Annotated in this window: 20 protein-coding genes, 1 tRNA gene, 1 other RNA gene and 1 pseudogene; 13 read left to right on the top strand and 10 right to left on the bottom strand. The window is 30.5% G+C overall.

Annotated elements, in window-relative coordinates; all coding sequences use genetic code 11:
* Positions 1-2 precede the first annotated feature (2 nt).
* From glmM to Q0X98_RS04245, 3 genes are read left to right on the top strand one after another with little or no spacing between them, the layout of a single operon-like run.
* Positions 3-1,334, top strand: coding sequence for a phosphoglucosamine mutase (glmM, locus tag Q0X98_RS04255; protein ID WP_297681775.1), 1,332 nt, complete (start codon positions 3-5; stop codon positions 1,332-1,334).
* Positions 1,331-2,143 carry a bifunctional hydroxymethylpyrimidine kinase/phosphomethylpyrimidine kinase gene (gene thiD, locus Q0X98_RS04250; RefSeq protein WP_297681774.1) on the top strand — a complete coding sequence of 271 codons (813 nt, stop codon included), beginning with the start codon at positions 1,331-1,333 and terminating at the stop codon, positions 2,141-2,143. The genes glmM and thiD overlap by 4 nt, the downstream gene beginning before the upstream one ends.
* On the top strand, positions 2,143-3,435 hold the full coding sequence (locus Q0X98_RS04245; protein WP_297681773.1) for an adenylosuccinate synthase: 1,293 nt from the start codon (positions 2,143-2,145) through the stop codon (positions 3,433-3,435). The genes thiD and Q0X98_RS04245 overlap by 1 nt, the downstream gene beginning before the upstream one ends.
* Here Q0X98_RS04245 and rpoH read toward each other — a convergent pair.
* Together rpoH and Q0X98_RS04235 are read right to left on the bottom strand one after the other, a co-directional pair.
* Entirely contained in the window at positions 3,432-4,325 is an 894-nt protein-coding gene (rpoH, locus tag Q0X98_RS04240; RefSeq protein WP_297681772.1) for an RNA polymerase sigma factor RpoH, read from the bottom strand. The genes Q0X98_RS04245 and rpoH overlap by 4 nt on opposite strands.
* 41 nt (positions 4,326-4,366) lie before the next feature.
* Positions 4,367-5,347 (bottom strand): RluA family pseudouridine synthase, encoded by a 981-nt coding sequence (locus Q0X98_RS04235; RefSeq protein WP_297681771.1) that lies wholly within the window; start codon positions 5,345-5,347, stop codon positions 4,367-4,369.
* Between the two features lie 23 nt (positions 5,348-5,370).
* Here Q0X98_RS04235 and Q0X98_RS04230 point away from each other — a divergent pair.
* A tRNA-Arg gene (locus Q0X98_RS04230) sits at positions 5,371-5,447 on the top strand.
* A gap of 2 nt (positions 5,448-5,449) precedes the next feature.
* On the opposite strand, the gene Q0X98_RS04225 is transcribed toward Q0X98_RS04230, so the two are convergent.
* The 4 genes from Q0X98_RS04225 to Q0X98_RS04210 are packed head-to-tail and all read right to left on the bottom strand — an operon-like array spanning position 5,450 to position 7,897.
* A complete protein-coding gene (locus Q0X98_RS04225) occupies positions 5,450-5,689 on the bottom strand; it encodes a hypothetical protein (RefSeq protein WP_297681770.1) in 240 nt (79 codons plus the stop codon).
* A complete protein-coding gene (locus Q0X98_RS04220; RefSeq protein WP_297681769.1) occupies positions 5,641-6,240 on the bottom strand; it encodes an ABC transporter permease in 600 nt (199 codons plus the stop codon). The genes Q0X98_RS04225 and Q0X98_RS04220 overlap by 49 nt, the downstream gene beginning before the upstream one ends.
* A complete protein-coding gene (locus tag Q0X98_RS04215) occupies positions 6,227-6,964 on the bottom strand; it encodes an ABC transporter ATP-binding protein (RefSeq protein WP_297681768.1) in 738 nt (245 codons plus the stop codon). Before Q0X98_RS04215 ends, Q0X98_RS04220 begins: the two co-directional genes overlap by 14 nt.
* Positions 6,965-7,897 carry an L-threonylcarbamoyladenylate synthase gene (locus tag Q0X98_RS04210; RefSeq protein WP_297681767.1) on the bottom strand — a complete coding sequence of 311 codons (933 nt, stop codon included), beginning with the start codon at positions 7,895-7,897 and terminating at the stop codon, positions 6,965-6,967.
* Positions 7,898-7,917: 20 nt separating this feature from the next.
* On the opposite strand from Q0X98_RS04210, the gene Q0X98_RS04205 reads away from it, so the two are divergent.
* The 3 genes and pseudogenes from Q0X98_RS04205 to dxs all read left to right on the top strand — a co-directional run bounded on the left by Q0X98_RS04205 (position 7,918) and on the right by dxs (position 10,938).
* Positions 7,918-8,154, top strand: coding sequence for an exonuclease VII small subunit (locus Q0X98_RS04205; protein ID WP_297681766.1), 237 nt, complete (start codon positions 7,918-7,920; stop codon positions 8,152-8,154).
* Complete coding sequence (locus Q0X98_RS04200; RefSeq protein ID WP_297681765.1) at positions 8,151-9,014, top strand: polyprenyl synthetase family protein; 864 nt, start codon at positions 8,151-8,153, stop codon at positions 9,012-9,014. Before Q0X98_RS04205 ends, Q0X98_RS04200 begins: the two co-directional genes overlap by 4 nt.
* Before the next feature lie 9 nt (positions 9,015-9,023).
* A pseudogene (dxs, locus tag Q0X98_RS04195) lies at positions 9,024-10,938 on the top strand (1-deoxy-D-xylulose-5-phosphate synthase).
* Between the two features lie 8 nt (positions 10,939-10,946).
* Here the strand turns inward: dxs and aroC are convergent.
* Positions 10,947-12,029: a chorismate synthase gene (gene aroC / locus Q0X98_RS04190; RefSeq protein ID WP_297681764.1), complete on the bottom strand. Its 1,083-nt coding sequence runs from the start codon at positions 12,027-12,029 to the stop codon at positions 10,947-10,949.
* Between the two features lie 33 nt (positions 12,030-12,062).
* Here aroC and pdxH point away from each other — a divergent pair, with 33 nt between their 5' ends.
* Positions 12,063-12,689, top strand: a complete 627-nt coding sequence (gene pdxH, locus Q0X98_RS04185) for a pyridoxamine 5'-phosphate oxidase (protein ID WP_297681763.1) — start codon at positions 12,063-12,065, stop codon at positions 12,687-12,689.
* On the opposite strand, the gene Q0X98_RS04180 is transcribed toward pdxH, so the two are convergent.
* Positions 12,686-13,699 carry a polyprenyl synthetase family protein gene (locus tag Q0X98_RS04180; RefSeq protein ID WP_297681762.1) on the bottom strand — a complete coding sequence of 338 codons (1,014 nt, stop codon included), beginning with the start codon at positions 13,697-13,699 and terminating at the stop codon, positions 12,686-12,688. The genes pdxH and Q0X98_RS04180 overlap by 4 nt on opposite strands.
* 114 nt (positions 13,700-13,813) lie before the next feature.
* Here Q0X98_RS04180 and Q0X98_RS04175 point away from each other — a divergent pair, with 114 nt between their 5' ends.
* The 4 genes from Q0X98_RS04175 to ppdK are packed head-to-tail and all read left to right on the top strand — an operon-like array spanning position 13,814 to position 20,215.
* Complete coding sequence (locus tag Q0X98_RS04175; RefSeq protein ID WP_297681761.1) at positions 13,814-14,620, top strand: S49 family peptidase; 807 nt, start codon at positions 13,814-13,816, stop codon at positions 14,618-14,620.
* Complete coding sequence (locus Q0X98_RS04170; protein WP_297681760.1) at positions 14,610-15,491, top strand: glycine--tRNA ligase subunit alpha; 882 nt, start codon at positions 14,610-14,612, stop codon at positions 15,489-15,491. The genes Q0X98_RS04175 and Q0X98_RS04170 overlap by 11 nt, the downstream gene beginning before the upstream one ends.
* Positions 15,492-17,561, top strand: coding sequence for a glycine--tRNA ligase subunit beta (glyS, locus tag Q0X98_RS04165; protein ID WP_297681759.1), 2,070 nt, complete (start codon positions 15,492-15,494; stop codon positions 17,559-17,561).
* Positions 17,558-20,215 (top strand): pyruvate, phosphate dikinase, encoded by a 2,658-nt coding sequence (gene ppdK, locus Q0X98_RS04160; RefSeq protein ID WP_297681758.1) that lies wholly within the window; start codon positions 17,558-17,560, stop codon positions 20,213-20,215. Before glyS ends, ppdK begins: the two co-directional genes overlap by 4 nt.
* A 9-nt stretch (positions 20,216-20,224) precedes the next feature.
* Here the strand turns inward: ppdK and ssrA are convergent.
* Positions 20,225-20,524: a transfer-messenger RNA gene (gene ssrA / locus Q0X98_RS04155) on the bottom strand.
* 4 nt (positions 20,525-20,528) lie between these two features.
* Here ssrA and thyX point away from each other — a divergent pair.
* On the top strand, positions 20,529-21,476 hold the full coding sequence (thyX, locus tag Q0X98_RS04150) for an FAD-dependent thymidylate synthase (RefSeq protein WP_297681757.1): 948 nt from the start codon (positions 20,529-20,531) through the stop codon (positions 21,474-21,476).
* Here thyX and Q0X98_RS04145 read toward each other — a convergent pair.
* Positions 21,457-22,281 carry an Mrp/NBP35 family ATP-binding protein gene (locus Q0X98_RS04145; protein WP_297681756.1) on the bottom strand — a complete coding sequence of 275 codons (825 nt, stop codon included), beginning with the start codon at positions 22,279-22,281 and terminating at the stop codon, positions 21,457-21,459. The genes thyX and Q0X98_RS04145 overlap by 20 nt on opposite strands.
* Positions 22,282-22,310 lie beyond the last annotated feature (29 nt).

Genomic DNA, 22,310 nt, shown 5'->3' with positions numbered 1-22,310 from the left:
AAATGACAAAAAAATATTTTGGAACGGATGGAATAAGAGGGGCAATTAATAGTAAAAATATTAATGGGGATATGTTTTTTAGGTTTGGATTAGCATCGGGAACATATTTCAAATCACAAAAAAAAAGAAAACAAATAGCTATTATAGCTAAAGATACCAGATTATCTGGTTATACGCTTGAACCAGCGATTGTTTCAGGATTAGCCTCAGCTGGAATGCATGTTTACACATTTGGTCCTATGCCAACAAATGGTTTAGCCATGTTAACAAAAATAATGAAAGCTAATATGGGTATTATGATAACTGCTTCTCATAATCCTCATAATGACAATGGTTTAAAATTATTTGGTCCAGATGGAATGAAATTATCTGACAAAATAGAAAAAAAAATTGAAAAATTGATAGATAGTGAAATTTCAAAAAATCTTTCTAGTCCTGAAAAATTAGGTAGAGTAAAACGATTAGAAAGTGGGACAAAAGAATATTTAAAAATAATAAAAAAAAATTTTCCCAAAGAATTTAATTTAAGAGGACTAAGAATAGTAATTGATTGTGCAAATGGTGCCGGCTATAAAGCTGGACCAGAATTGTTAAAGTCTTTAGGAGCAAAAGTTATTACAATTGGTGTAAATCCAAATGGAATAAATATTAATAAAAATTGTGGCTCAACATATCCTAGTAAGATTAAACTTGCTGTTAAAAAATACAAAGCTCACCTTGGTATTTCTCTAGATGGTGATGCTGATAGAATTATTATGATTGATGAAGTGGGAAATATAATTGATGGAGATCAAATAATTGCAGCAATAGCCATAAGATGGAAAAACAAAAAAATGTTAAAAGGTGGAGTTGTTGGAACATTGATGTCTAATTATAGTTTGGAGAAATTTTTTAAAGCTAATGATATAAAGTTTATTAGAGCAAATGTTGGAGACAGATATGTAAAAGAACAAATGCTAAAAAATAATTTTAACTTAGGTGGTGAACAATCTGGACATATTATTTTAGGTAAATTTGCAACAACAGGAGACGGATTGTTGGTGGCATTAGAAGTTTTATTTGCAATAAGAAAAGGGAAGAAAGCTAGTACTTTTTTCAATAATTTCAAAAAAACTCCTCAAATTCTAGAAAATATCCCAGTTAAAGATAGATCGATAATTAAAACTACAGATGTAAAAAAATCTATTAAAAAAGCAGAAAAATTAATTAATGGTCAAGGGAGAATATTAGTTAGAGCATCAGGTACTGAGTCAAAAATTAGAGTTATGGGTGAAAGTGAAAATAAAAAAATTTTGCAAAAATGTTTAAACATTATCGTAACTAAAATAAAGTGAAGCCTAATTCTAAAGTATTAATTATTGCAGGTTCTGATTCATCAGGTGGGGCTGGGATTCAAGCTGATATAAAAACTATTACTGCTCTTGGATCTTATGCGATGACCGCAATTACTGCTATTACTGCTCAAAATACAACTGGAGTTAAATCAATTACCCCAATTTCACCAAAAGAAATTTTAAATCAAATTTTATTTACAGCTCAAGATATTAAGCCTGACGCAATTAAGATTGGTATGCTGCATTCTAGTAAAGTAATAGATTCAGTTATCAAATCACTTGAAAGTATTAAAGTAACTAAAATAGTTGTTGATCCAGTAATGGTTGCAAAAGGAGGTGCAAAATTAATAGACGATAAAGCTATTAATCTATTAAAAAAAAGATTGTTAAAAAAAGCATCATTAATTACACCAAATATTCCTGAAGCTGAAATATTAACTAATACGAGTATAAGACGTAAAGAAGATATGATCTTTGCAGCTTACAAATTAATTGAAATTGGAGCAAATAATGTATTAATTAAAGGAGGACACCTTGCCTCAAATACTGTCCAAGATATATTTGTTTCAAGATCAGAAATTAAAATTTTTAATAGTAAGAGATACGATACTAAAAACACCCATGGAACAGGTTGTACTTTATCTAGTGCTATAACTACATTTTTATCATGTGGAAAACCTATAAAGAAATCTTGTGAGCTTGGGATTAAATATGTAAATTCTGGCATTAGAACTAATCCTAAATACGGTAAAGGTCATGGCCCAATTAATCATCTCCATACAATTAATATAGAAAGAAAATTCAGGTAATGAAAAATATAGTTGTTGTTGGATCTCAGTGGGGTGATGAAGGAAAAGGTAAAATTGTTGACTGGCTTTCAGAGCAAGCAGATGTAGTAATCAGATTTCAAGGAGGTCATAATGCAGGTCACACTCTAGTTATTGATGGTGTAACCTATAAATTAAGACTATTGCCATCTGGAATTGTAAGAAAAAATAAAATTTCTATTATTGGAAATGGAGTTGTGGTTGATCCATGGGCATTATTAGAAGAGATTGAAGAAATAAAATCAAAAGGGGTTGATGTAAACATCAATAATTTTATTATTTCAGAAGCTGCAAATTTAATTTTACCATTTCATAGAGAAATGGATGAAATTAGAGAAGACGCTGCAGGTGAAGGAAAAATTGGAACAACAAGAAGAGGAATTGGCCCAGCATATGAAGACAAAGTTGGAAGAAGATCTATTAGAGTAATGGATCTTAGGTCTGAAAAGAATTTAGATCAAAGATTAGAATCTGTCTTAGTTCATCACAATGCAATTAGAAAAGGTCTTGGAAAAAAGATTTTTGAAAAAGAACAATTAAAATCAGACTTATTAAAAATTGCCCCTCAAATATTGAAGTTTTCTCAACCTGTTTGGCTTAAGATTGATGAGTTTAAAAAACAAAAAAAGAAAATTTTATTTGAAGGTGCTCAAGGAATTTTATTAGACGTTGACCATGGTACTTATCCTTATGTAACATCCTCTAATACTGTTGCATCAAGTGCTGCAACGGGTACAGGATGTGGTCCAAACTCAATTAATTATGTTTTAGGGATTACAAAAGCTTACACAACTAGAGTTGGAGAAGGCCCTTTTCCGACTGAATTAACAGACGATGTAGGAGAATTGTTAGGTACTCGAGGTAAAGAGTTTGGAACTGTCACAAGTAGAAAAAGAAGATGTGGTTGGTTTGATGGAGTATTGGTTAGGCAAACAATAAAAATTTCAGGCATCGACGGCATTGCACTTACCAAACTTGATGTTCTCGATGAATTAGATGAAATTAAAATGTGTATCGAATATGAGCTAGATGGAAAAAAAATAGATTATTTACCAGCGGCAGTTGAAGATCAATTAAAGATAAAGCCAATCTATAAAACTTTTCCTGGATGGAAAACATCTACCAATGGTATTAAAGATATGGTTGCTCTACCTGAAAATGCAAAAAAATATATTTCTGCAGTAGAAGAGTTTATAGGTGCAAAAGTTTCAAGTGTATCTACCAGCCCCGAAAGAGATGATACTATTTTAGTTGAAAATCCTTTTGATATTTAATTTACTGGTAGTAGATTTTTAGATTTTGCCATTAGTAGCATTTGCTTTTGTAATTTCTCAAACGCTTTATTCTCGATTTGCCTTACTCTTTCTCTACTAATTTTATGTTTTTTACTTAAATCCTCTAAAGTTGTTGGATTATCATTTAGTCTTCTAGAGTATAAAATTTCTTTCTCTCTTTCATTTAAGACTTTGATTGAATTTTTTAATAGATCTTTTCTTTGTTCCATTTCTTCCTGATGAGCAAATTTTAAATCATGGTCTAATTCTTTATCAACTAACCAATCTTGCCATTCATCTCCATCTTCACCAACTTGAGCATTTAAAGAAAATTCTTTACCCGATAGTCTTCTATTCATTGAAACAACTTCATTTTTACTAACATCTAATTTGTTAGCTATTTCATTTACATGCTCATCTCTTAAATCACCCTCCGCTTGAGGTGCAATTTGATTTTTTATTTTTTTAAGGTTGAAAAATAATTTCTTTTGAGCTGAGGTAGTTCCTATTTTAACCAAGCTCCAAGATCTTAATATATATTCTTGAATAGATGCTTTGATCCACCACATGGCATATGTAGCTAATCTAAAACCTTTTTCAGGTTCAAATTTTTTAACTGCTTGCATGAGACCAACATTACCCTCAGAAATCATTTCATTAACAGGAAGACCATATCCTTTGTAGCCCATTGCAATTTTAGCTACTAACCTTAAATGGCTTGTTACTAATTTTTCAGCTGCTTTGATATTACCTGTAGTTTTCCAATTTTTTGCTAACATATATTCTTCTTCTGCAGCTAGCATTGGAAATTTCTTTATTTGATCTAAATATGCAGATAGACCACCTTCATTTGAAAGAGCTGGTACATTGCTGTTAAATGTTGTGTTCATGGCAGTATTTATTTAATTAAGTATATTAAATTTTCAATGATTTATTCGCTAGTATTTCTAAGCATTTTTAATAAATTATTTAGTTCTTGTGGCAAAATTGAGGAAAAAATCATTTCTTCACTAGTTCTTGGATGCATAAATCCTAGAGTTTTTGCATGTAAAAATTGTCTATCTAATTTAGAGATTAAACTTTCTAACCCCATATCAATATTCTTTAATTTCTTATATTTTTTTTTATATTTATCATCCCCAACAATACTATTTCCCATATGAGTCATATGAACACGAATTTGGTGAGTTCTTCCAGTTTCTAGTTTGCACTCAACCAAACTTAATGTAGGGGTTTTATCATTTTCAAAAATTTCAATAGTCTTATAATTTGTAACCGCATGCTTTCCTTTAGATCGACTAACTTCCATTAACTGTCTATTCTTTGAACTTCGAGTTATAAAAGTATCAATTCTACCTGACGAAGGTCTTAGCTTGCCCCAAATCAAAAGTTGATAAACTCTTGTAATAGTATGATCACTAAATTGTTTTGATAAGTTTTCATGTGTTTCATTATTTTTTGCAATTACAACTAAGCCAGAGGTATTTTTATCAATTCTATGTACAATTCCTGGTCTAAGTTCATCCCCAATAGTTGATAGTGAGTTTTTATCATAATACATTAATGCATTGACAATTGTTTTGTCATAATTTCCCGCACCTGGATGCATAATTATTCCAGCTGGTTTATTGATTACTAATAAATCCTCATCTTCGTGAATTATTTCTAGTTTAAATTTATAAGGTTTCAAAGAAGCTTCTGCAGGTTCTGGGATATTGAGGCTTAATTTGTCACCAGTTAAAACTTTTTTTGAGGGACTTTTAATAATTTGATCGTTTAGTTTTAGTTTTTCTTTAAGGATTAAATTTTTGATTCTAGTTCTGCTAATCAATTCTTCTCTTTTATTGACTAAAACATCAACTCTTAGATTATTTTCATTTTCTTTAACTATAAAATTAATGTTTTTTTCCATAAAATGTAATATTAATACTATATGCGCTTGTAGCTCAACTGGATAGAGCGCCTGACTTCGGATCAGGAGGTTCTGGGTTCGACTCCTAGCAGGCGCGCCAACTTATTCGCCAATATTTATTAAAGTTCCTTTCTCTCTAGCTTTATCAAAAGAATAATAAAATACTGATACTGCCGCAATTAGATATGCAGCGTTCAAATAAAGAGCTTGTATAATATTTTCATAATCTACAGATTGATTAACTAAAATATTTCGTGTTTCTTCAAAAATATAAACTAATGGAAGAGCATAAGCTATCGATTGAAAAATTTCTGGTAAAGTTTCAACGGGTAATATATACACCCAAATGGTGCTAGTAAGAACATAGTAGACCATGCAATATTTTCAAAAGATGGACCAAATCTCAACAATCCTGCAGAAACAAATAAACCTAGGGTAATTCCAAAAATATATAAACTTAAAAAAAGAAACGCTAGAGGTAAGCCTAAATCTAATAAAGAAATTCCAAACAAAGGGGAGGTCAATAGTATTGCTGGAACCAAACCGATCAAAGCTCTAATTAAAGCAGTAAAAACTAGTGATACAATAATTTCACTAATTTTCATTGGAGCAATAAATAAGTTGGTAAAATTTCTACTCCATATTTCCTCTAAAAATAGCATATTGAAACCAATGCTAGTTCTAAACAAAAAATCATATAAAATTGCACAAGAGAGAATTACTCCAACAGCACCATTATAGTAGGTGCTATGATCTGCAAAAAAGTTTGAAATAAAACCCCATAGTGTGATTTGAATAGATGGCCAATAAATTAAGTCTAAAATTCTTGGAAATGATCTTGTTATTAAATAAAAGTGTCTTAAAAAAAGACCATAAATTCTAGTTAAATTCATTTTTATTTCTTGCTAGTTCTAAAAAAACTTCTTCTAAATTTTTTCTTCCATGTTTTGCAATTAAATTGTCTGGGGTACCACTATCTACTATTGTCCCACCTTTCATCATTAAAATAGAGTTACATAGTCTCTTAACTTCGTCCATATTATGTGAAGCAAGTAATACTGATATTTTTTTTTCTTTTTTATAATTTTCTAAAAAGGTTCTAACAAAATCGCCTGTTTCAGGATCCAAAGATGCAGTAGGTTCATCAAGTAAAAGTACAGAAGGATTATTAATCAATGCTTTTGCTAAACTTACTCTATTTTTTTGACCTGAAGAAAGCTCTCCTGTAATATTGTCTAATAGTTTATTTAATCTTAATTTATTTGACAAATAGTCAATTTGTTCATTAAGGTTATTTACATTATATAATTTTCCATAGACTACCAAATTTTGTCTAACTGTAAGTTTTTTTGGTAACTCTATATATGGAGAAATAAAATTCATTTTATGAAGAAGAGAAATTTTATTTTTCTCAATGTCCATTCCATTAATTAAGACCTTGCCACTGGTAGGCTTTAATAAGCCTAGCATCATACCAATTGTAGTTGTTTTTCCACAGCCATTAGGCCCTAGTAAGCCAACTATTTCATTTTCATTAATTTTAAAGTTAATATTATTTACAGCCTGTTTTGACTTATAACTTTTTGATAAATTAATAACTTCAATTGAATTTGTCATTTAATATTTTGAGGCTCTGCTTAATCTATCATTTATTGTTTTACCAATACCTTTATTTTGAATTTTTTCCACTGCGATTTTTTTATAGCCATCCTTTTTAATTTTTCTTAATATTGTGTATAGATTTTTAGCAGATTGCTGAAGATTATTATTTTTACTTAAATAGTAGTAGTTTTTAAATGTAGTTTTTCTTTTTTTTATTAATACTAAAGCTTCATTTTTTTTTGGTTTTTTAGCATTTATTCTTAGTGGAATACCCGGAGAGTAATGTAAAGGAAATTGTCCAGGTGCAATTTTCTTTTTTGAATTAGTTTTAATTAAAACTTTTTTTTTTAATATATTTTCTATTTTTGAAATACCCAATCCTCCAAATCTAAGTATTGTTGGTTTACTTAAAAGATTAATAATTGTAGACTCCACACCAATTTGGCATCTGCCTCCATCTAACACATACTTAATTTTTGATCCAAACTCTTCAATAACGTCAGATGCTTTAACAGAGCTTAATCTGGTTGATATATTTGCACTTGGTGCAGCTAATGGATAATCCAAAACTTTAAGTAGTTTTCTAAATAAAGGATGTTTAGGAAAACGAACAGCAAGGCTTGTTTGTTTATTAGTTACAAATTTAGAAATTTTACTATCTTTTTTTAACTTCAGAATAAATGTAATTGGCCCAGGAGAGAAGTGATTATAGAGCTTAATAAAATTATCATCAATATGACAATCATCCTTAAGCTTATTAACATCCAAATAATGAACAATTAAAGGGTTGTTCTTAGGTCTTTTTTTTAAATTAAATATCTTTTTTACAGACATGTTTGAATAAGCGTTTCCAGCTAATCCATAGACAGTTTCAGTTGGCACAGCTACACAATGATTTTTATCTAAATAATCTTTAGCTTTTTTGATATTTGATTGAATAGATTTCATGTATTAATAATTATTATTATATGAAAGATAAAAATTTACTACCTGATAATAATACAAGTACACTTGAGGAGCTAACAGACCAGGCAAATCAAATAATAGAATCTTTAGAAAATGAAAAAGATCTAAATAATTCAGTAGAAAGCTATCAACAATTATTAAAGCTAAACAATATTATTGAAAAAAAATTTCATAAAAATTTTAGATCTATTGGTGAAGAAACAAATAAAAAAGTTAAAGAAATCATTAAAAAAAAATGAAAACTGAACTTGATAAGATTGCAAAAGATACAAACCTTTTTCTGAAGAAATTTCTTAATCAACAGAATAATTCTAAATTAATTCCAGCCATGAATTACGGCTTATTTCCTGGTGGAAAAAAAATTAGATCTAAAGTTTTAATTGATATTGGCTCATTACTATCAATAGATTACAAAACATTAATTGCTATCGGTGCTGCGGTAGAATGTATTCATGCTTATTCTCTTATTCATGATGATTTACCATGCATGGATAATGATAAAATCAGAAGAGGAAAACCATCTACACATATTAAGTTTGGAGAGTCCACAGCAGTACTTGCTGGAAATTCATTACTTACAATGGCATTTGAAATTTTAGCAAGTCCTACTTTAAAAATAAGTGAAAAAATTAAAATTAATCTGATTAAGAAATTATCTGAATGTTCAGGTCACTTAGGTATAGCGGGTGGTCAATATCTAGATCTAAGTTATGAAAAAAAAAAGATATCCAAAAACAAGATCATAGAAATGGAAATTAAAAAAACAGGAAAATTATTTAGTTTTTGCTGTGCTGTACCAGCAATTATTAAGAAAAAAAATATTAGAGAAATTAAATTTTTTGAAAATATGGGATCTGATATTGGTTTATTATTTCAAATAGCTGATGATTTAATTGATTTTAAAGGTAGCTCCAAAATAGCTGGAAAAAAAACAGGAAAAGATCAAAAAAAAGGCAAAGCTACACTAATAAGCTTACTAGGATATATGAATGCAATAAAATATTGTGATATGATTATTTTAAAAATAAATAAGAATTTAAAAAAATATGGTTCGAATTCTAAAAATATAGAAAGAGACATTGAATTATATTTTACATAGACAAAAGTAATGCAAAATTATAAATTTTTAGACAATATCAATTTTCCATCTGATTTAAGAAAACTATCAGAACATGATTTGCAAAAAGTTTCTGATGAAGTTAGAGAAGAGATGATTAGTGCAGTTTCTGAAACTGGAGGACATCTTAGGTGCAGGTTTAGGAGTGGTTGAGCTAACAGTTGCTCTACATTATGTATTTGACACTCCTAATGATAAATTAATTTGGGATGTAGGACATCAATCTTATCCACATAAAATTTTAACTGGAAGAAAAAACAAGATTAGATCTTTAAGACAAGGAAATGGCTTATCGGGATTTACAAAAAGATCAGAAAGTGAGTATGATCCTTTTGGAGCCGCTCACAGCTCAACATCTATATCCTCAGCACTAGGAATTGCTGAAGCAAACAAATTAGCAAATAAATCCTCCAATGTAATTGCTGTAATTGGTGATGGTGCAATAAGTGCGGGCATGGCTTATGAGGCTATGAATAATGCAGGAGCATCAAAAACTAAAATGATTGTTATTTTGAACGATAACGATATGTCAATTGCAAAACCAGTAGGTGCTATGAGAACTTATCTAGCAAAGTTATTTACTGGGAAAATTTATTTTAGTCTAAGAGAAACAATTAAATTGATAATGTCTTCATTCTCAAAGCGGTTTAGTGACAAAGCGGGTAAGGCTGAAGATTTTCTAAGGTCTGCAGTTACAGGGGGCACATTATTTAACTCATTAGGTTTTTATTATGCGGGCCCAATAGATGGTCATGATCTAACAAGTCTTATTCCGATTCTTAAGAATGCAAGAGACCTGAAACATGAAGGTCCAATTATGATCCATATTAAAACACAAAAAGGAAAAGGCTATTCTTATGCTGAAAAAGCATCTGATCATTATCATGGTGTATCAAAATTTAATGTAAAGACAGGTGAACAAGCCAAAAGTGGAAGTAATCTTCCAGCTTATACAAAAGTATTTGCTAATACCTTGGTTAAGCATGCTCAAAAAGATAGCAAAATTGTAGGAATAACAGCTGCGATGCCTGGTGGAACGGGTATGGATATTTTTGGTAAAGAATTTCCAAAAAGAATGTTTGATGTAGGTATAGCTGAACAACACGCCGTAACTTTTGCAGCTGGTCTAGCAACAGAGGGCTATAAACCTTATGCTGCAATTTATTCTACTTTTTTACAAAGAGCTTATGACCAGGTTGTTCATGATGTAGCTATTCAAAGTTTACCTGTAAGATTTGCAATAGATAGAGCTGGCTTAGTTGGTGCAGATGGATCTACACATGCTGGTTCATTTGACATTACTTATTTATCAACACTACCTAATTTTATTGTTATGGCTGCAAGTGATGAAGTTGAGTTAGTAAAAATGATAAACACTTCAGTTGATATTAACGACAAACCAAGTGCAATTAGATACCCACGTGGAACAGGTGTGGGTCTTGATTTGCCTTCAATCGATGAAAAAATTGAAATTGGAAAAGGAAGAATCGTTCAAGAAGGAAACCAAGTTTGTATTTTAAGTTTGGGAACAAGACTTGAAGAATGTAAATTAGCTGCAGAAGAATTAAAAAATAAAGGTGTGTCAGTAACAATTGTTGATGCAAGATTTGCAAAACCCTTAGATCAAGAACTTATTTTAAAATGTGCTAGAGAACATGAGGTAGTGATTACTATAGAAGAGGGGTCGATTGGTGGTTTTGGCTCACATGTCAAAAACTTGCTAGCTGAGAAAGGTATATTTGATAAAGGATTAAAGTTTAGAGCAATGACATTGCCCGATACATTTATTGAACAAGATAATCCAAAAAAAATGTATGATGTAGCTGGACTGAACGCATCTCAAATTTCAAAAAAAATCTTAGATGTTTTATTCACAAGGGACTCTATTAAAGTAGTAAAAAAATAAAAATAGATCTAACTACACTGAGCTTTGTTCATTAAATAATGATCTAATAAAACACAGTTCATCATAGCTTCACCGACAGGGACTGCTCTTATACCTACACATGGATCGTGTCTTCCTTTAACTGATATAGTGGTATTTTTTCCAAATTTATTAATTGTTTTTCTTGTTGTTAAAATTGATGATGTAGGTTTTACAGCAAAGGAAGCAATAATTTCCTGACCACTTGATATGCCACCCAAGATTCCTCCAGCATTATTGGAGTTAAATTTTAATTTTTTACCTTTTTGAGAAATTTCATCAGAGTTTTGTTCTCCACTTAATTGTGCTGAGTTCATGCCAGACCCAATATTAACTCCTTTAACAGCATTGATACTCATTAAACCAGAAGCAATATCAGAGTCTAACTTTGAATATATTGGAGCACCTAATCCTGGAGGTATACCTCTTGCTCTTATTTCAATTACAGCTCCACAGGAAGACCCTGATTTTCTAACATTCAGTAAATATTTTTCCCAAAGTTTAATCATTGATTTATCTGGACAAAAAAATGGATTTTTAGTTATTACTTTATCGTTCCATTGATTTACATCACATCCTAATATTCCTAGTTGGGTTACAGCACCTATAACTTTGAACTTTTTTCCCAGCTTATTTTGTAAAACTATTTTAGCTATAGCTCCAGCAGTAACTCTAGCAGCTGTTTCTCTTGCTGAAGATCTTCCTCCACCCCTATAATCCCTAATTCCATATTTTTTAAAATAAGTTAAATCAGCATGACCTGGTCTAAATTTATCTTTAATGTTTCCATAATCTTTTGACCTCATATCTTTGTTGTAAATTATTAGTGATATTGGAGTTCCAGTTGTCTTTCCCTCAAACACACCAGATAAAATTTGAACTTTATCGTCTTCTTTACGCTGAGTTGTAAATTTTGATTGTCCAGGTTTTCTTTTATCAAGTTCAATTTGTATATCTTGTTCTTTAAGGCTTATGTTTGGCGGGCAACCATCTACCACACAGCCTATAGCAGGACCATGAGATTCACCCCATGTTGAGAAACGAAATAGCTTTCCAAAAGTATTAAATGACATTATTTATATTGTATAGATTATTTTGTTTAAATTATGAATCAAAAAAATTCACTTGGCCTAAATAACTGTTTTTTAGATTTAGATGATCCAATTCAATTGTTTAAAGCATGGATGGATGAGGCAAATAAATCAGAACCTAATGACCCTAATGCTCTTTCTTTAGCAACTTCAGGTAAAAATAATTTTCCATCAGTGAGAATGGTTTTATTAAAGGAATTTAATCAAAATGGATTTGTTTTTTATACTAATTTAAATAGTCAAAAGGGAAATGAACTTAAAGAAAATCCCAATGCTGCAATGTGTTTTCATTGGAAAAGCCTCTTAAGACAAATAAGAATTAATGGCTCAGTAACTCAGGTAGAAGATAAAGTGGCTGATCAATATTATAATTCAAGAGGCTATGAAAGTAGAATTGGAGCTTGGGCATCAAAACAAAGTAAAGAGATAGAAAATAGAGAAGTACTTATAAAATCAATTAAAGAATTTAAACAGAAATATAACGATGAAAAAAATGTTCCAAGGCCTAGTCATTGGTCAGGGTGGAATTTAACTCCCGCAAGTATTGAATTTTGGTTAGATGGAGATAATAGAATTCACGAAAGATTGAAATATACAATTGATGATAATGGAAATTGGATTAAGTCTTTATTAAGTCCTTAAAAATTTCTAGCTAAACTAAATGAAGTAAGGCTTTTTAAAATAGTTTTTTCTTTTGAATCATCAAATACTGTAAGAGAATTTGAAGCAAGATTAATATAATGTTGAGCTTTTTGGTAACACTTATTTACAATCTCATATTTTTTTATCAAAGCAATAATTTGATTAAAATCATTTTTATCTCTTAAATCTTTTTTAAAAAGTTCGATTAATAATTTTTTTTCATTAATGTCGATATTTTGAAATAGTAAAATAATAGGCAAAGTAATCTTGCCTTCATAAAAATCTTGACCTATTTTTTTTCCAAATAATTTTAAATCAGAATTATAATCAAGTGTATCGTCGGCAATTTGAAAGGTTAACCCAAGATTTCTTCCATAGAATTCAAGGGCATCTTTTTCTTTATTACCCACATCTGATAAAATTGCTCCAACTTTTGTTGCAGCCGCAAAAAGCTCAGCTGTTTTTGCTGAAATAATCTTTAGATAAGTTTCCTCAAGCATATCAACTTCTCCTTTATGTTGAAGTTGTAAAACTTCTCCTTGAGCAATTTTTGATGAGGTTGATGATAATAATTTTAAAATCTCTAAGTTACCATCTTCTACCATCATTTCAAAACATCTACTTAATAAATAGTCTCCGATTAGAACTGATGAATGATTATCCCAAACTTTATTCAAAGTTTCTTTGCCTCTTCTTACAACACCCTCATCAATAACATCATCATGCATTAGTGTTGCGCTATGAATTAATTCAACACAAGCTGCTAGATTGATATCTCTCGAACCTTTAGAGTAGCCACATAATTTTGCCGATCCTAGTGTTAAAAGGGCACGTAATCTTTTTCCGCCAGTTTGAATATGATACTCAGTCATTTTTTGAACTAATTCAACTTCACTGGCTAGCTTTGATTTTATCTTTTCTTCAGTAAGAACTAACTTATCTTCAACAGAATCCTTGAGTTGAAAGTATGAGTCGTTTATCTGATTTTTAAGCTGAACTACAGTTCCCATAATTAAATTAAATTAATATATTTGGGTTTTATATATTACTTATCAATTGACGCACCTATTTCTTCATTTATAAGTAATTAGAATATTCAATAAATAATTCTATAAGGATAAAAAATGTTCTCTTTTTTTAAAAAGAAAAAGACTGTAGCCCATATAAAACTGAGTGGTGTTATAGGAAATGCTGGAAAATTTAAACAAGGTATAGACTTTGCTGGCCAAGAAGAAATTATAAAAAAGGCGTTTTCTCTTAAAAAAGCATCTTGTGTTGCAATAACAATTAATTCACCCGGAGGATCACCAGTTCAATCACATTTAATTTATAGCTTTATAAGACAGGAAGCAAAAAACAGTAAAAAAAAAGTAATTGTGTTTGCTGAAGATGTTGCTGCATCAGGTGGATACCTAATCTCATGTGCTGGAGATGAAATTTATGCAAATTCAAGCTCAATCATTGGTTCTATAGGGGTTATTTATTCTTCATTTGGGTTTACAGAATTAATTAAAAAAATTGGTGTTGAAAGAAGAGTTCACACAGCCGGTAAAAATAAAAGCACTTTAGATCCATTTTTAGAAGAAAAAAATGAAGATATAGAAAGATTAAAAAAGATTCAGCTAGATTTACATAAAGATTTTATAGATGTGGTAGAAAAAAGCAGAGGAACTAAATTAAATAAATCCGAAGTAGAACTTTTTTCTGGAGAATTTTGGTCAGGTAGTAAAGCTAAAGAACTAGGATTAATAGATGGGATAGGTGATGCTCATGAAATTTTAAAAGAAAAATTTGGAAATGATGTTGTTATTAAAAAATTTGAAAAAACTAAAGGGTGGTTAAGTCAAAAACTTTCTTCTTCTAATAATCAAGTTGATCAATTAGCCAACATTTTAGACGAAAGGTCAATCTGGCAAAGATATGGTTTCTAAAATAAAAAAACCAAAACAAAAATTTCAATCATTTCAAGATACAATTCTTAATCTTCAAAAATTCTGGAGTAAACATGGTTGTATTATTCTACAGCCTTACGATATAGAAGTTGGGGCGGGCACTTTTCATCCAGCAACTACGCTTAGATCGCTAGGTCCAAAGCATTGGAAAGCAGCTTATGTTCAGCCATCAAGAAGACCTACGGACGGAAGGTATGGAGATAATCCAAATAGGCTGCAGCACTATTATCAATTTCAAGTTTTGATTAAACCTTCACCAGATAATATTAAAAAATTGTATCTAAATAGTTTGTCAGTAATTGGTATTGATCACAATGAACATGATATTCGATTTGTAGAAGATGATTGGGAAAGCCCAACACTTGGTGCTGCGGGTTTAGGCTGGGAAGTTTGGTGTGATGGTATGGAGATTACACAATTTACATACTTTCAACAAATGGCAGGATTTGAATGTAAGCCTGTATCTGTTGAAATTACATACGGATTAGAAAGAATATGCATGTTTACCCAACAACAAAAGAATGTTTATGATCTTATATGGAATAATGAAGGGGTAAAATATCATGATATTTTTCATCAAGCAGAAAAAGAATTTTCTGCATATAATTTTGAACATGCAAATATTGATAGTTTATTTAAAATGTTTGATATGATTGAACTTGAAGCTAAATCTCTTGTAGAAAAAAAATTATCTTTACCAGCGTATGACCAATGTCTGAAGGCAAGTCACATATTTAATATTTTAGATGCTAGAGGAGCGATAAGTGTTGCTCAAAGAGCTGGATATATAAGCAGAATCAGAGATATTACTAAAGCTGCTGCAAGTATTTGGTTAAATAGTCAAAGCTAGATGTCAGAATTTTTTTTAGAGTTATTTAGTGAAGAAATACCTTCAAGTCTTCAAAAGAATTTAAGAGAAGATTTATTAAATATTTTTATCAAATCATTTAATGAAAAGTTTATTTTATTTAAAAAAAGTTCGTCATTTTCAACACCTAATAGACTAATCATCTTATTTGAAGGCTTACAAAAACAAATAATTTTAAAATCTGAAGAAATCAAGGGCCCAAGTGTAAAAGCCCCAGAACTAGCATTAGAAGGTTTTATTAGATCAAACAATATTTCTAAAAAGGATCTTTTTAAAAAAGCAACAGATAAAGGAGAGTTTTATTTTTTTAAAACAAAATCCAAAAAGCTTAATACTCAAGAATTATTAGAGGAATTGGTGCCTTTAATATTACAAAAAATTCAATGGAAAAAATCAATGAGATGGAGTGATTTTAGTTTAAATTGGGGCAGACCACTAAAATCAATACTTGCAATATTTGATAAAAAAAAATTAACTTTTAATTTTCATCATCTAAACTCTTCAAATTCAACATTTATAGATAAAGAATTTGAGGAAAAGAAAAAAATATTTATTGATTTTAAAGATTATAATAATTTTTTTAAAAAATTAAATATTACCATTGATCATAATCAAAGAAAAAAATTAATAGAAAAAAAATTAAATGAAATTTCAAATAAAAAAAATATAATAATCGAAGATAATTCTAAGTTGCTTGATGAGGTTGTTGATTTAACAGATCAACCCAATGTTATATTATGTGAATTTGATAGAAAATTTCTAAATATTCCTAAAGAAATTTTGATAATCACTATGCAACATCATCAAAAATATTTTCCAACATTTGATAAAAAAGGAATTATTAATAACGAATTTTTAGTAGTAACCAACAAGCATGACAAAAATGGTTTAATAAAACTTGGAAACGAAAGAGTTGTGGAGGCTAGATTAAGTGATGCTGAGTTTTTTTGGCAAAAAGATAAATCACAAAATTTAGTGAAAAGAGTTTCAAGTTTAAAATCCATGAATTACTTTAAAGGACTTGGAACTTATTTTGATAAAGTTCAAAGAATGAGAAAGCTTGGAGGTATGCTTTCTGATGAATTGTTAATCAGCAAAGATAAAGTTGAATTATCTGCATCCATTTGTAAAGTTGATCTAGTTTCAGAGCTTGTTGGAGAATTTCCAGAACTTCAGGGTATTATGGGTGGTTATTTTGCAGAAGCCCAGGGCTTTGAGAAAGATATTTGCAAAGCTATTAGTGAGCAATATTTACCAGCTGGACCAAATTCACGGGTGCCTAAAAAACCATATAGTATAGCACTATCGCTAGCTGATAAAATAGACACACTAGTCGGTTTTTTTGGAATAAATCAAAAGCCTACAAGTTCAAAAGATCCATTTGCTTTAAGAAGGTTAGCTTTTGGGATAATTAAAACGATAGTTGAAAATAAAAAAGATTTTAAAATAAGAGATTTAATTAGTTTTTCAGCTGGCCTGTATCTGGATCAAGGTTTTGAATTTGAAAATAAATCCTTACAAAGTGAATTATCAAATTTTTTAATGGATAGATTAAAATTTTATATGAAAGAAGAGAAAATTCGTGGTGATATTATTTTAGCTTCTTCAAGCTTTCTTAATTTAGATCAATCTGTAATTATTTTTGGTAAGGCCAAAAGTTTAAATAAGTTGATTAATCAAACTAACGGAGCAGATGTAGTTTCAAGTTACAAAAGAGCTTCAAGTATATTGGAAAGTGAATTAAAAGATGAAAACCTTGAATTATCAAATTCAACTGACCCTGGTATTTTTAAAACTGATTTCGAAAAAAACTTATATAAAAGGATTAATGAATTAAAAAAATATTTTCAAAATATTAATAAAGACGAGGATTTTGAGCAATCCATCAACAATCTGGCCGAGTCTAAAAAAGTTATTTTTGAGTTTTTTGACAATGTAATTGTTAATGATGAGGACATCACAATAAAAAAAAACAGACTAGAACTAATTCAAATGTTATGTAAAACGTTCGATTATTATGTTAATTTTTCTTTAATCGATTCCCATCAATGAAAAAACTAATTTTAAATTTTAAATCTAAAGATAGTAAAAAAATTAAAAACCCTAAAAATTTTTTAGGTGGTAAGGGTGCCAATTTATCTGAAATGGGAAGAATGGGTCTTCCAGTTCCACCAGGATTTACGATTTCAACAAAAGTATGTGAACTTTTTTATAAGGATAAAAAAAAATTGAATAAGGGGTTGGTAGCTCAAATAAAAAAAGAATTAAAGATTATTGAAAAAGATGTAGGTAAAAAATTTGGTGATTTGAAGAATCCTTTATTACTCTCTGTGAGATCTGGAGCAAGAGTGTCTATGCCAGGAATGATGGATACAATTTTAAACTTAGGTTTAAATGATAAGACTGTTAATGCCCTAGCTTTAAAAACTTCAAATGGAAGATTTGCCAAAGATAGTTATAGAAGATTTATTCAAATGTACGGCAATGTAGTAATGGGAGTTGAGGGTTATCATTTTGAGGAATTAATTGAAAATTATAAGCTTACAAAAGGAGTTCTTTTAGACACCGATCTTGATGAAAATGATTGGGATGGTTTGATAGTTGATTTTAAAAGAACTGTTAAAGAAAAAGCTAAAAAAGATTTTCCTCAGGATGTTTATCAGCAATTACTAGGGGCAATTAGCGCAGTATTTTTATCTTGGGAAAGTAATAGGGCAAAAGTTTATAGAAAATTAAATCAAATCCCTGCTGAATGGGGAACAGCAGTAAATGTTCAGTCAATGGTTTTTGGTAACATGGGTGATGATTGTGCTACAGGAGTAGTGTTTACAAGAAATCCTTCAGATGGATTAAATGAAATCTATGGTGAATATTTAATTAATGCACAAGGTGAAGATGTTGTTGCTGGTACTAGAACACCACAGTACATAACTAAAAAAGCAAGACAACAAGCGAAAGTAAAAGCTCCTTCAATGGAAGAAGTTATGCCAAATGTTTATAAGCAACTTCATAAAATTTTAAAAAAATTAGAAAAACATTATAAGGATATGCAAGATGTGGAATTCACAGTTGAAAACAAAAAACTGTGGATGCTTCAAACTAGATCTGGCAAAAGAACGGCTAAATCAGCAGTAAAGATCGCAGTTGATATGGTCAAAGAAAAATTAATTTCAAAAAAAGAAGCCGTTCTAAGGATTGACCCTAATTCTTTAGACACATTACTTCATCCCACTTTAGATGAAAAAAGCTCAATAAATGTTATAGCTAATGGTTTGCCAGCCTCCCCAGGTGCAGCTAGTGGAAAAGTTGTTTTTACCTCTGAGGAAGCTGAAAGATTAACTGGAATGATGCAAGATACAATTTTAGTAAGAATAGAGACATCACCAGAAGACATTCAGGGAATGCACGCCGCTAAAGGAATTTTGACTGCAAGAGGAGGAATGACAAGCCATGCAGCTGTAGTTGCAAGAGGAATGGGCAGACCTTGTGTTTCTGGTTCAAGTGAAATTGATATTAGTTATGAAAACAAATTATTTAAAACTTCGTCTATAGAAATCAAGGAAGGTGACATTATAACTATTGATGGATCCACAGGTAGAATTATTTCAGGGAGTGTTGCAACAGTTAAACCAGAAATTTCAGGTGATTTTTCTAAATTAATGTCATGGGCAGATAGTTTTAGAAAATTAAATATTAGAACAAACTCAGAAACACCTAAAGATACAAAGACAGCTAAAGATTTTGGAGCAGAGGGTATTGGACTTTGTAGAACAGAGCATATGTTTTTTGATGAAGAAAGAATTTTATCTGTCCGTGAAATGATTTTATCTAAAACTACAGAAGATAGAGCTAAAGCTCTTGAAAAACTTTTACCACATCAAAAAAAAGATTTTGTAGAAATCTTTAAAATTATGAGTGGTCTACCAGTTACTGTAAGATTATTAGATCCTCCTCTTCATGAGTTTTTGCCCCGAACAGAAAAAGAAATAAATGAGGTCGCAAACGTGGTTGATCTTCCAATTAAAGAGGTGCAGTCCAGAATAGAAGAACTTCATGAACAAAATCCAATGTTAGGTCATAGAGGATGCAGACTTGGTATTTCTTTTCCAGAAATTTATGAAATGCAATGCAGAGCTATTTTTGAAGCATTAGCTGAATTAAAAAACAAAAAAATTAAATCAGCTTTTCCAGAGATTATGATTCCTTTAGTATCTACCGAAGCTGAAATAAAGATAATGAAAGATTTAGTAATTAATATTGCACGTGAAGTTCAAAAACAGAATAAAGTTAAAATAGAGTTTATGGTTGGAACAATGATTGAATTACCAAGAGCGGCAATAAAAGCAAAAGAAATAGCCAAACATGCAGAATTTTTTAGCTTTGGGACTAATGACTTAACACAAACAACATTTGGAATTAGTAGAGATGATAGTGGAAAATTTTTAAACGATTATTTAGATAACAAAATATTTTCAATAGATCCATTTGTATCTATAGATGATGGAGTTGCAGACTTAGTTGAAATTGCTGTTGAAAAGGGAAAAAGTCAAAATAAAAATTTAAAACTTGGAATTTGTGGTGAACATGGTGGAGATCCCAAAAGTATTGAGTTTTGTTCTAAAGTGGGTTTAAACTATGTATCCTGTTCACCCTACAGAGTTCCAATTGCAAGATTAGCTGCTGCTCAAGCAGAACTAAAAAAATAAATTATTTTTTTTAGGGGCGTTCTGTTGCCAGGTGCCCCGGACCCCGTCTACTTAATTAACAAAGTTAATTAGGCAGCAAGTGCGTAACTTTCGTTAGCAATTATAAATTAGCCCGTTACGGTGGAACAATTCCGAACAAAAGAATAGCCTTTAGTCACCCGTCGAATCTAGTTCACCCCCATAAGTTGTAATGGTGGAGGTGGTGGGTACTGCCCCCACGTCCGCAATGGTTATTACGAAATTCGTTTATCGTCATAGTTGGAAAACCAACATTATTAATATAAAAGCATTTAAAAGAGATTCAATAAAAATCATGAAATTAACTAACGAACAAACACAAGAGATTAAAGAACAACAATCTCAGCAGAATAAAACAAAAAGAGTTACCGCTCCTGCACTTGAAGATATTCTATACGAAGCAATGCCCGCATTAGATCATGGTTTTGTAAGAGTTGTTGATTATATGGGTGATGACACATCGATAGTTCAATCAGCTAGAGTTTCTTATGGCAAAGGAACTAAAAAAGTTTCAACAGATGCAGGCCTAATTAAATATTTAATGAGACATTGGCATAGCACTCCATTTGAAATGTGTGAAATCAAATACCATGTGAAACTTCCAATTTTTATCGCACGACAATGGATTAGACATAGAACTGCCAATGTAAATGAATACTCAGCAAGATACTCAATTTTAGATAAAGAGTTTTATTTACCAAGTGCAGAAAATTTAGCAGCCCAATCTTCAAGTAATAGGCAAGGTAGAGGAGACGTATTGGAAGGTGAACAAGCTAAAGAAGTTTTAGAACTTCTAAAAGATGACTCAGAAAGAACATATGATAATTACGAGACGATGTTGAATGAAAGATTTGATGGTTCAACTATTGATGAGAATAAAAAAGGATTAGCAAGAGAGCTTGCAAGAATGAATTTAACTTTAAATACTTACACCCAGTGGTATTGGAAGACTGATTTATTAAATTTGATGAATTTTTTAAGATTAAGAGCAGACAGTCATGCTCAATATGAAATTAGAGTTTACGCAGATATTATGTTGGATACTGTTAAAAAATGGGTTCCTATAACTTATGATGCATTTATGGATTATAGGGTTGGTGGCACAGAAGTTTCAGCTAAAGGAATGGCAATTATACAAAAACTTATTAAAGGTGAAAACGTTGATGTAGAGAGCTCAGGACTTTCAAAGAGAGAGTGGAATGAGTTAATGATTGCTTTTGATCTTAAAGATAAGTTGATTTAATTTTATTCGCAAAATTTAAATAAATTTTAGAAATTTCATGTTCAGGATTTGCTTCAACGATAGGCTTACCTTCATCTCCATTCTTTCCAACTTCAGGATTTATAGGTATTTCTCCTAAAAATTCTTTCTCAAACTCCTCTGCAGTTTTTCTAACACCACCCTCGCCAAAAATTTTATATTTCTTTCCATCATCACCTGTGAAATAGCTCATATTGTCCACTAACCCTAAAATTTTAACTCCTAGTTTATCAAACATTTTAATCCCTCTTTTTACATCTAATAAAGCTACTTCTTGAGGAGTAGAGACTATGATTGCTCCGTCCATTTTAATTTCTTGAGAAAAAGTTAATTGAGTGTCCCCAGTTCCTGGAGGCATATCAACAATAATAAAATCTAAATCTTTCCAATTTACTTTTTGAGTAAAAGTTTTAATAGCGCTTGTAACCATAGGCCCACGCCAAATCATCGGAGTTTGTTGGTCAGCTAAAAAACCAATCGACATACATTGAATGTCATATTTAATTATTGGTTCTAGTTTTTGACCATCACTTTTAGGTTTTTCATTAATATCAAACATCTTTGGAATGGATGGACCATAAATATCAGCATCGAGCAGACCAACTTTGCATCCTATTTGTTTTAAAGCTAATGCAAGATTCGTTGCAAATGTCGATTTTCCAACTCCTCCCTTTGCACTTGAGATTGCAATGGTAAACTTTGTTCCTAAAATTGGATTTTTAATGAATTTTCTGGGCTCCAATTTTTTTTTCATTGCGTCACTAAGTTCTGGCTTTTTATTAGTCATTTTTTTATCATTACTTGTTTTTTATAATA

This window comes from uncultured Candidatus Pelagibacter sp., from assembly GCF_943788075.1.
Classification (GTDB): Bacteria; Pseudomonadota; Alphaproteobacteria; order Pelagibacterales; family Pelagibacteraceae; genus Pelagibacter.
The sequence above is the reverse complement of the archived record's forward strand: the minus strand, read 5'-3'. Positions and strand labels throughout refer to the sequence as shown.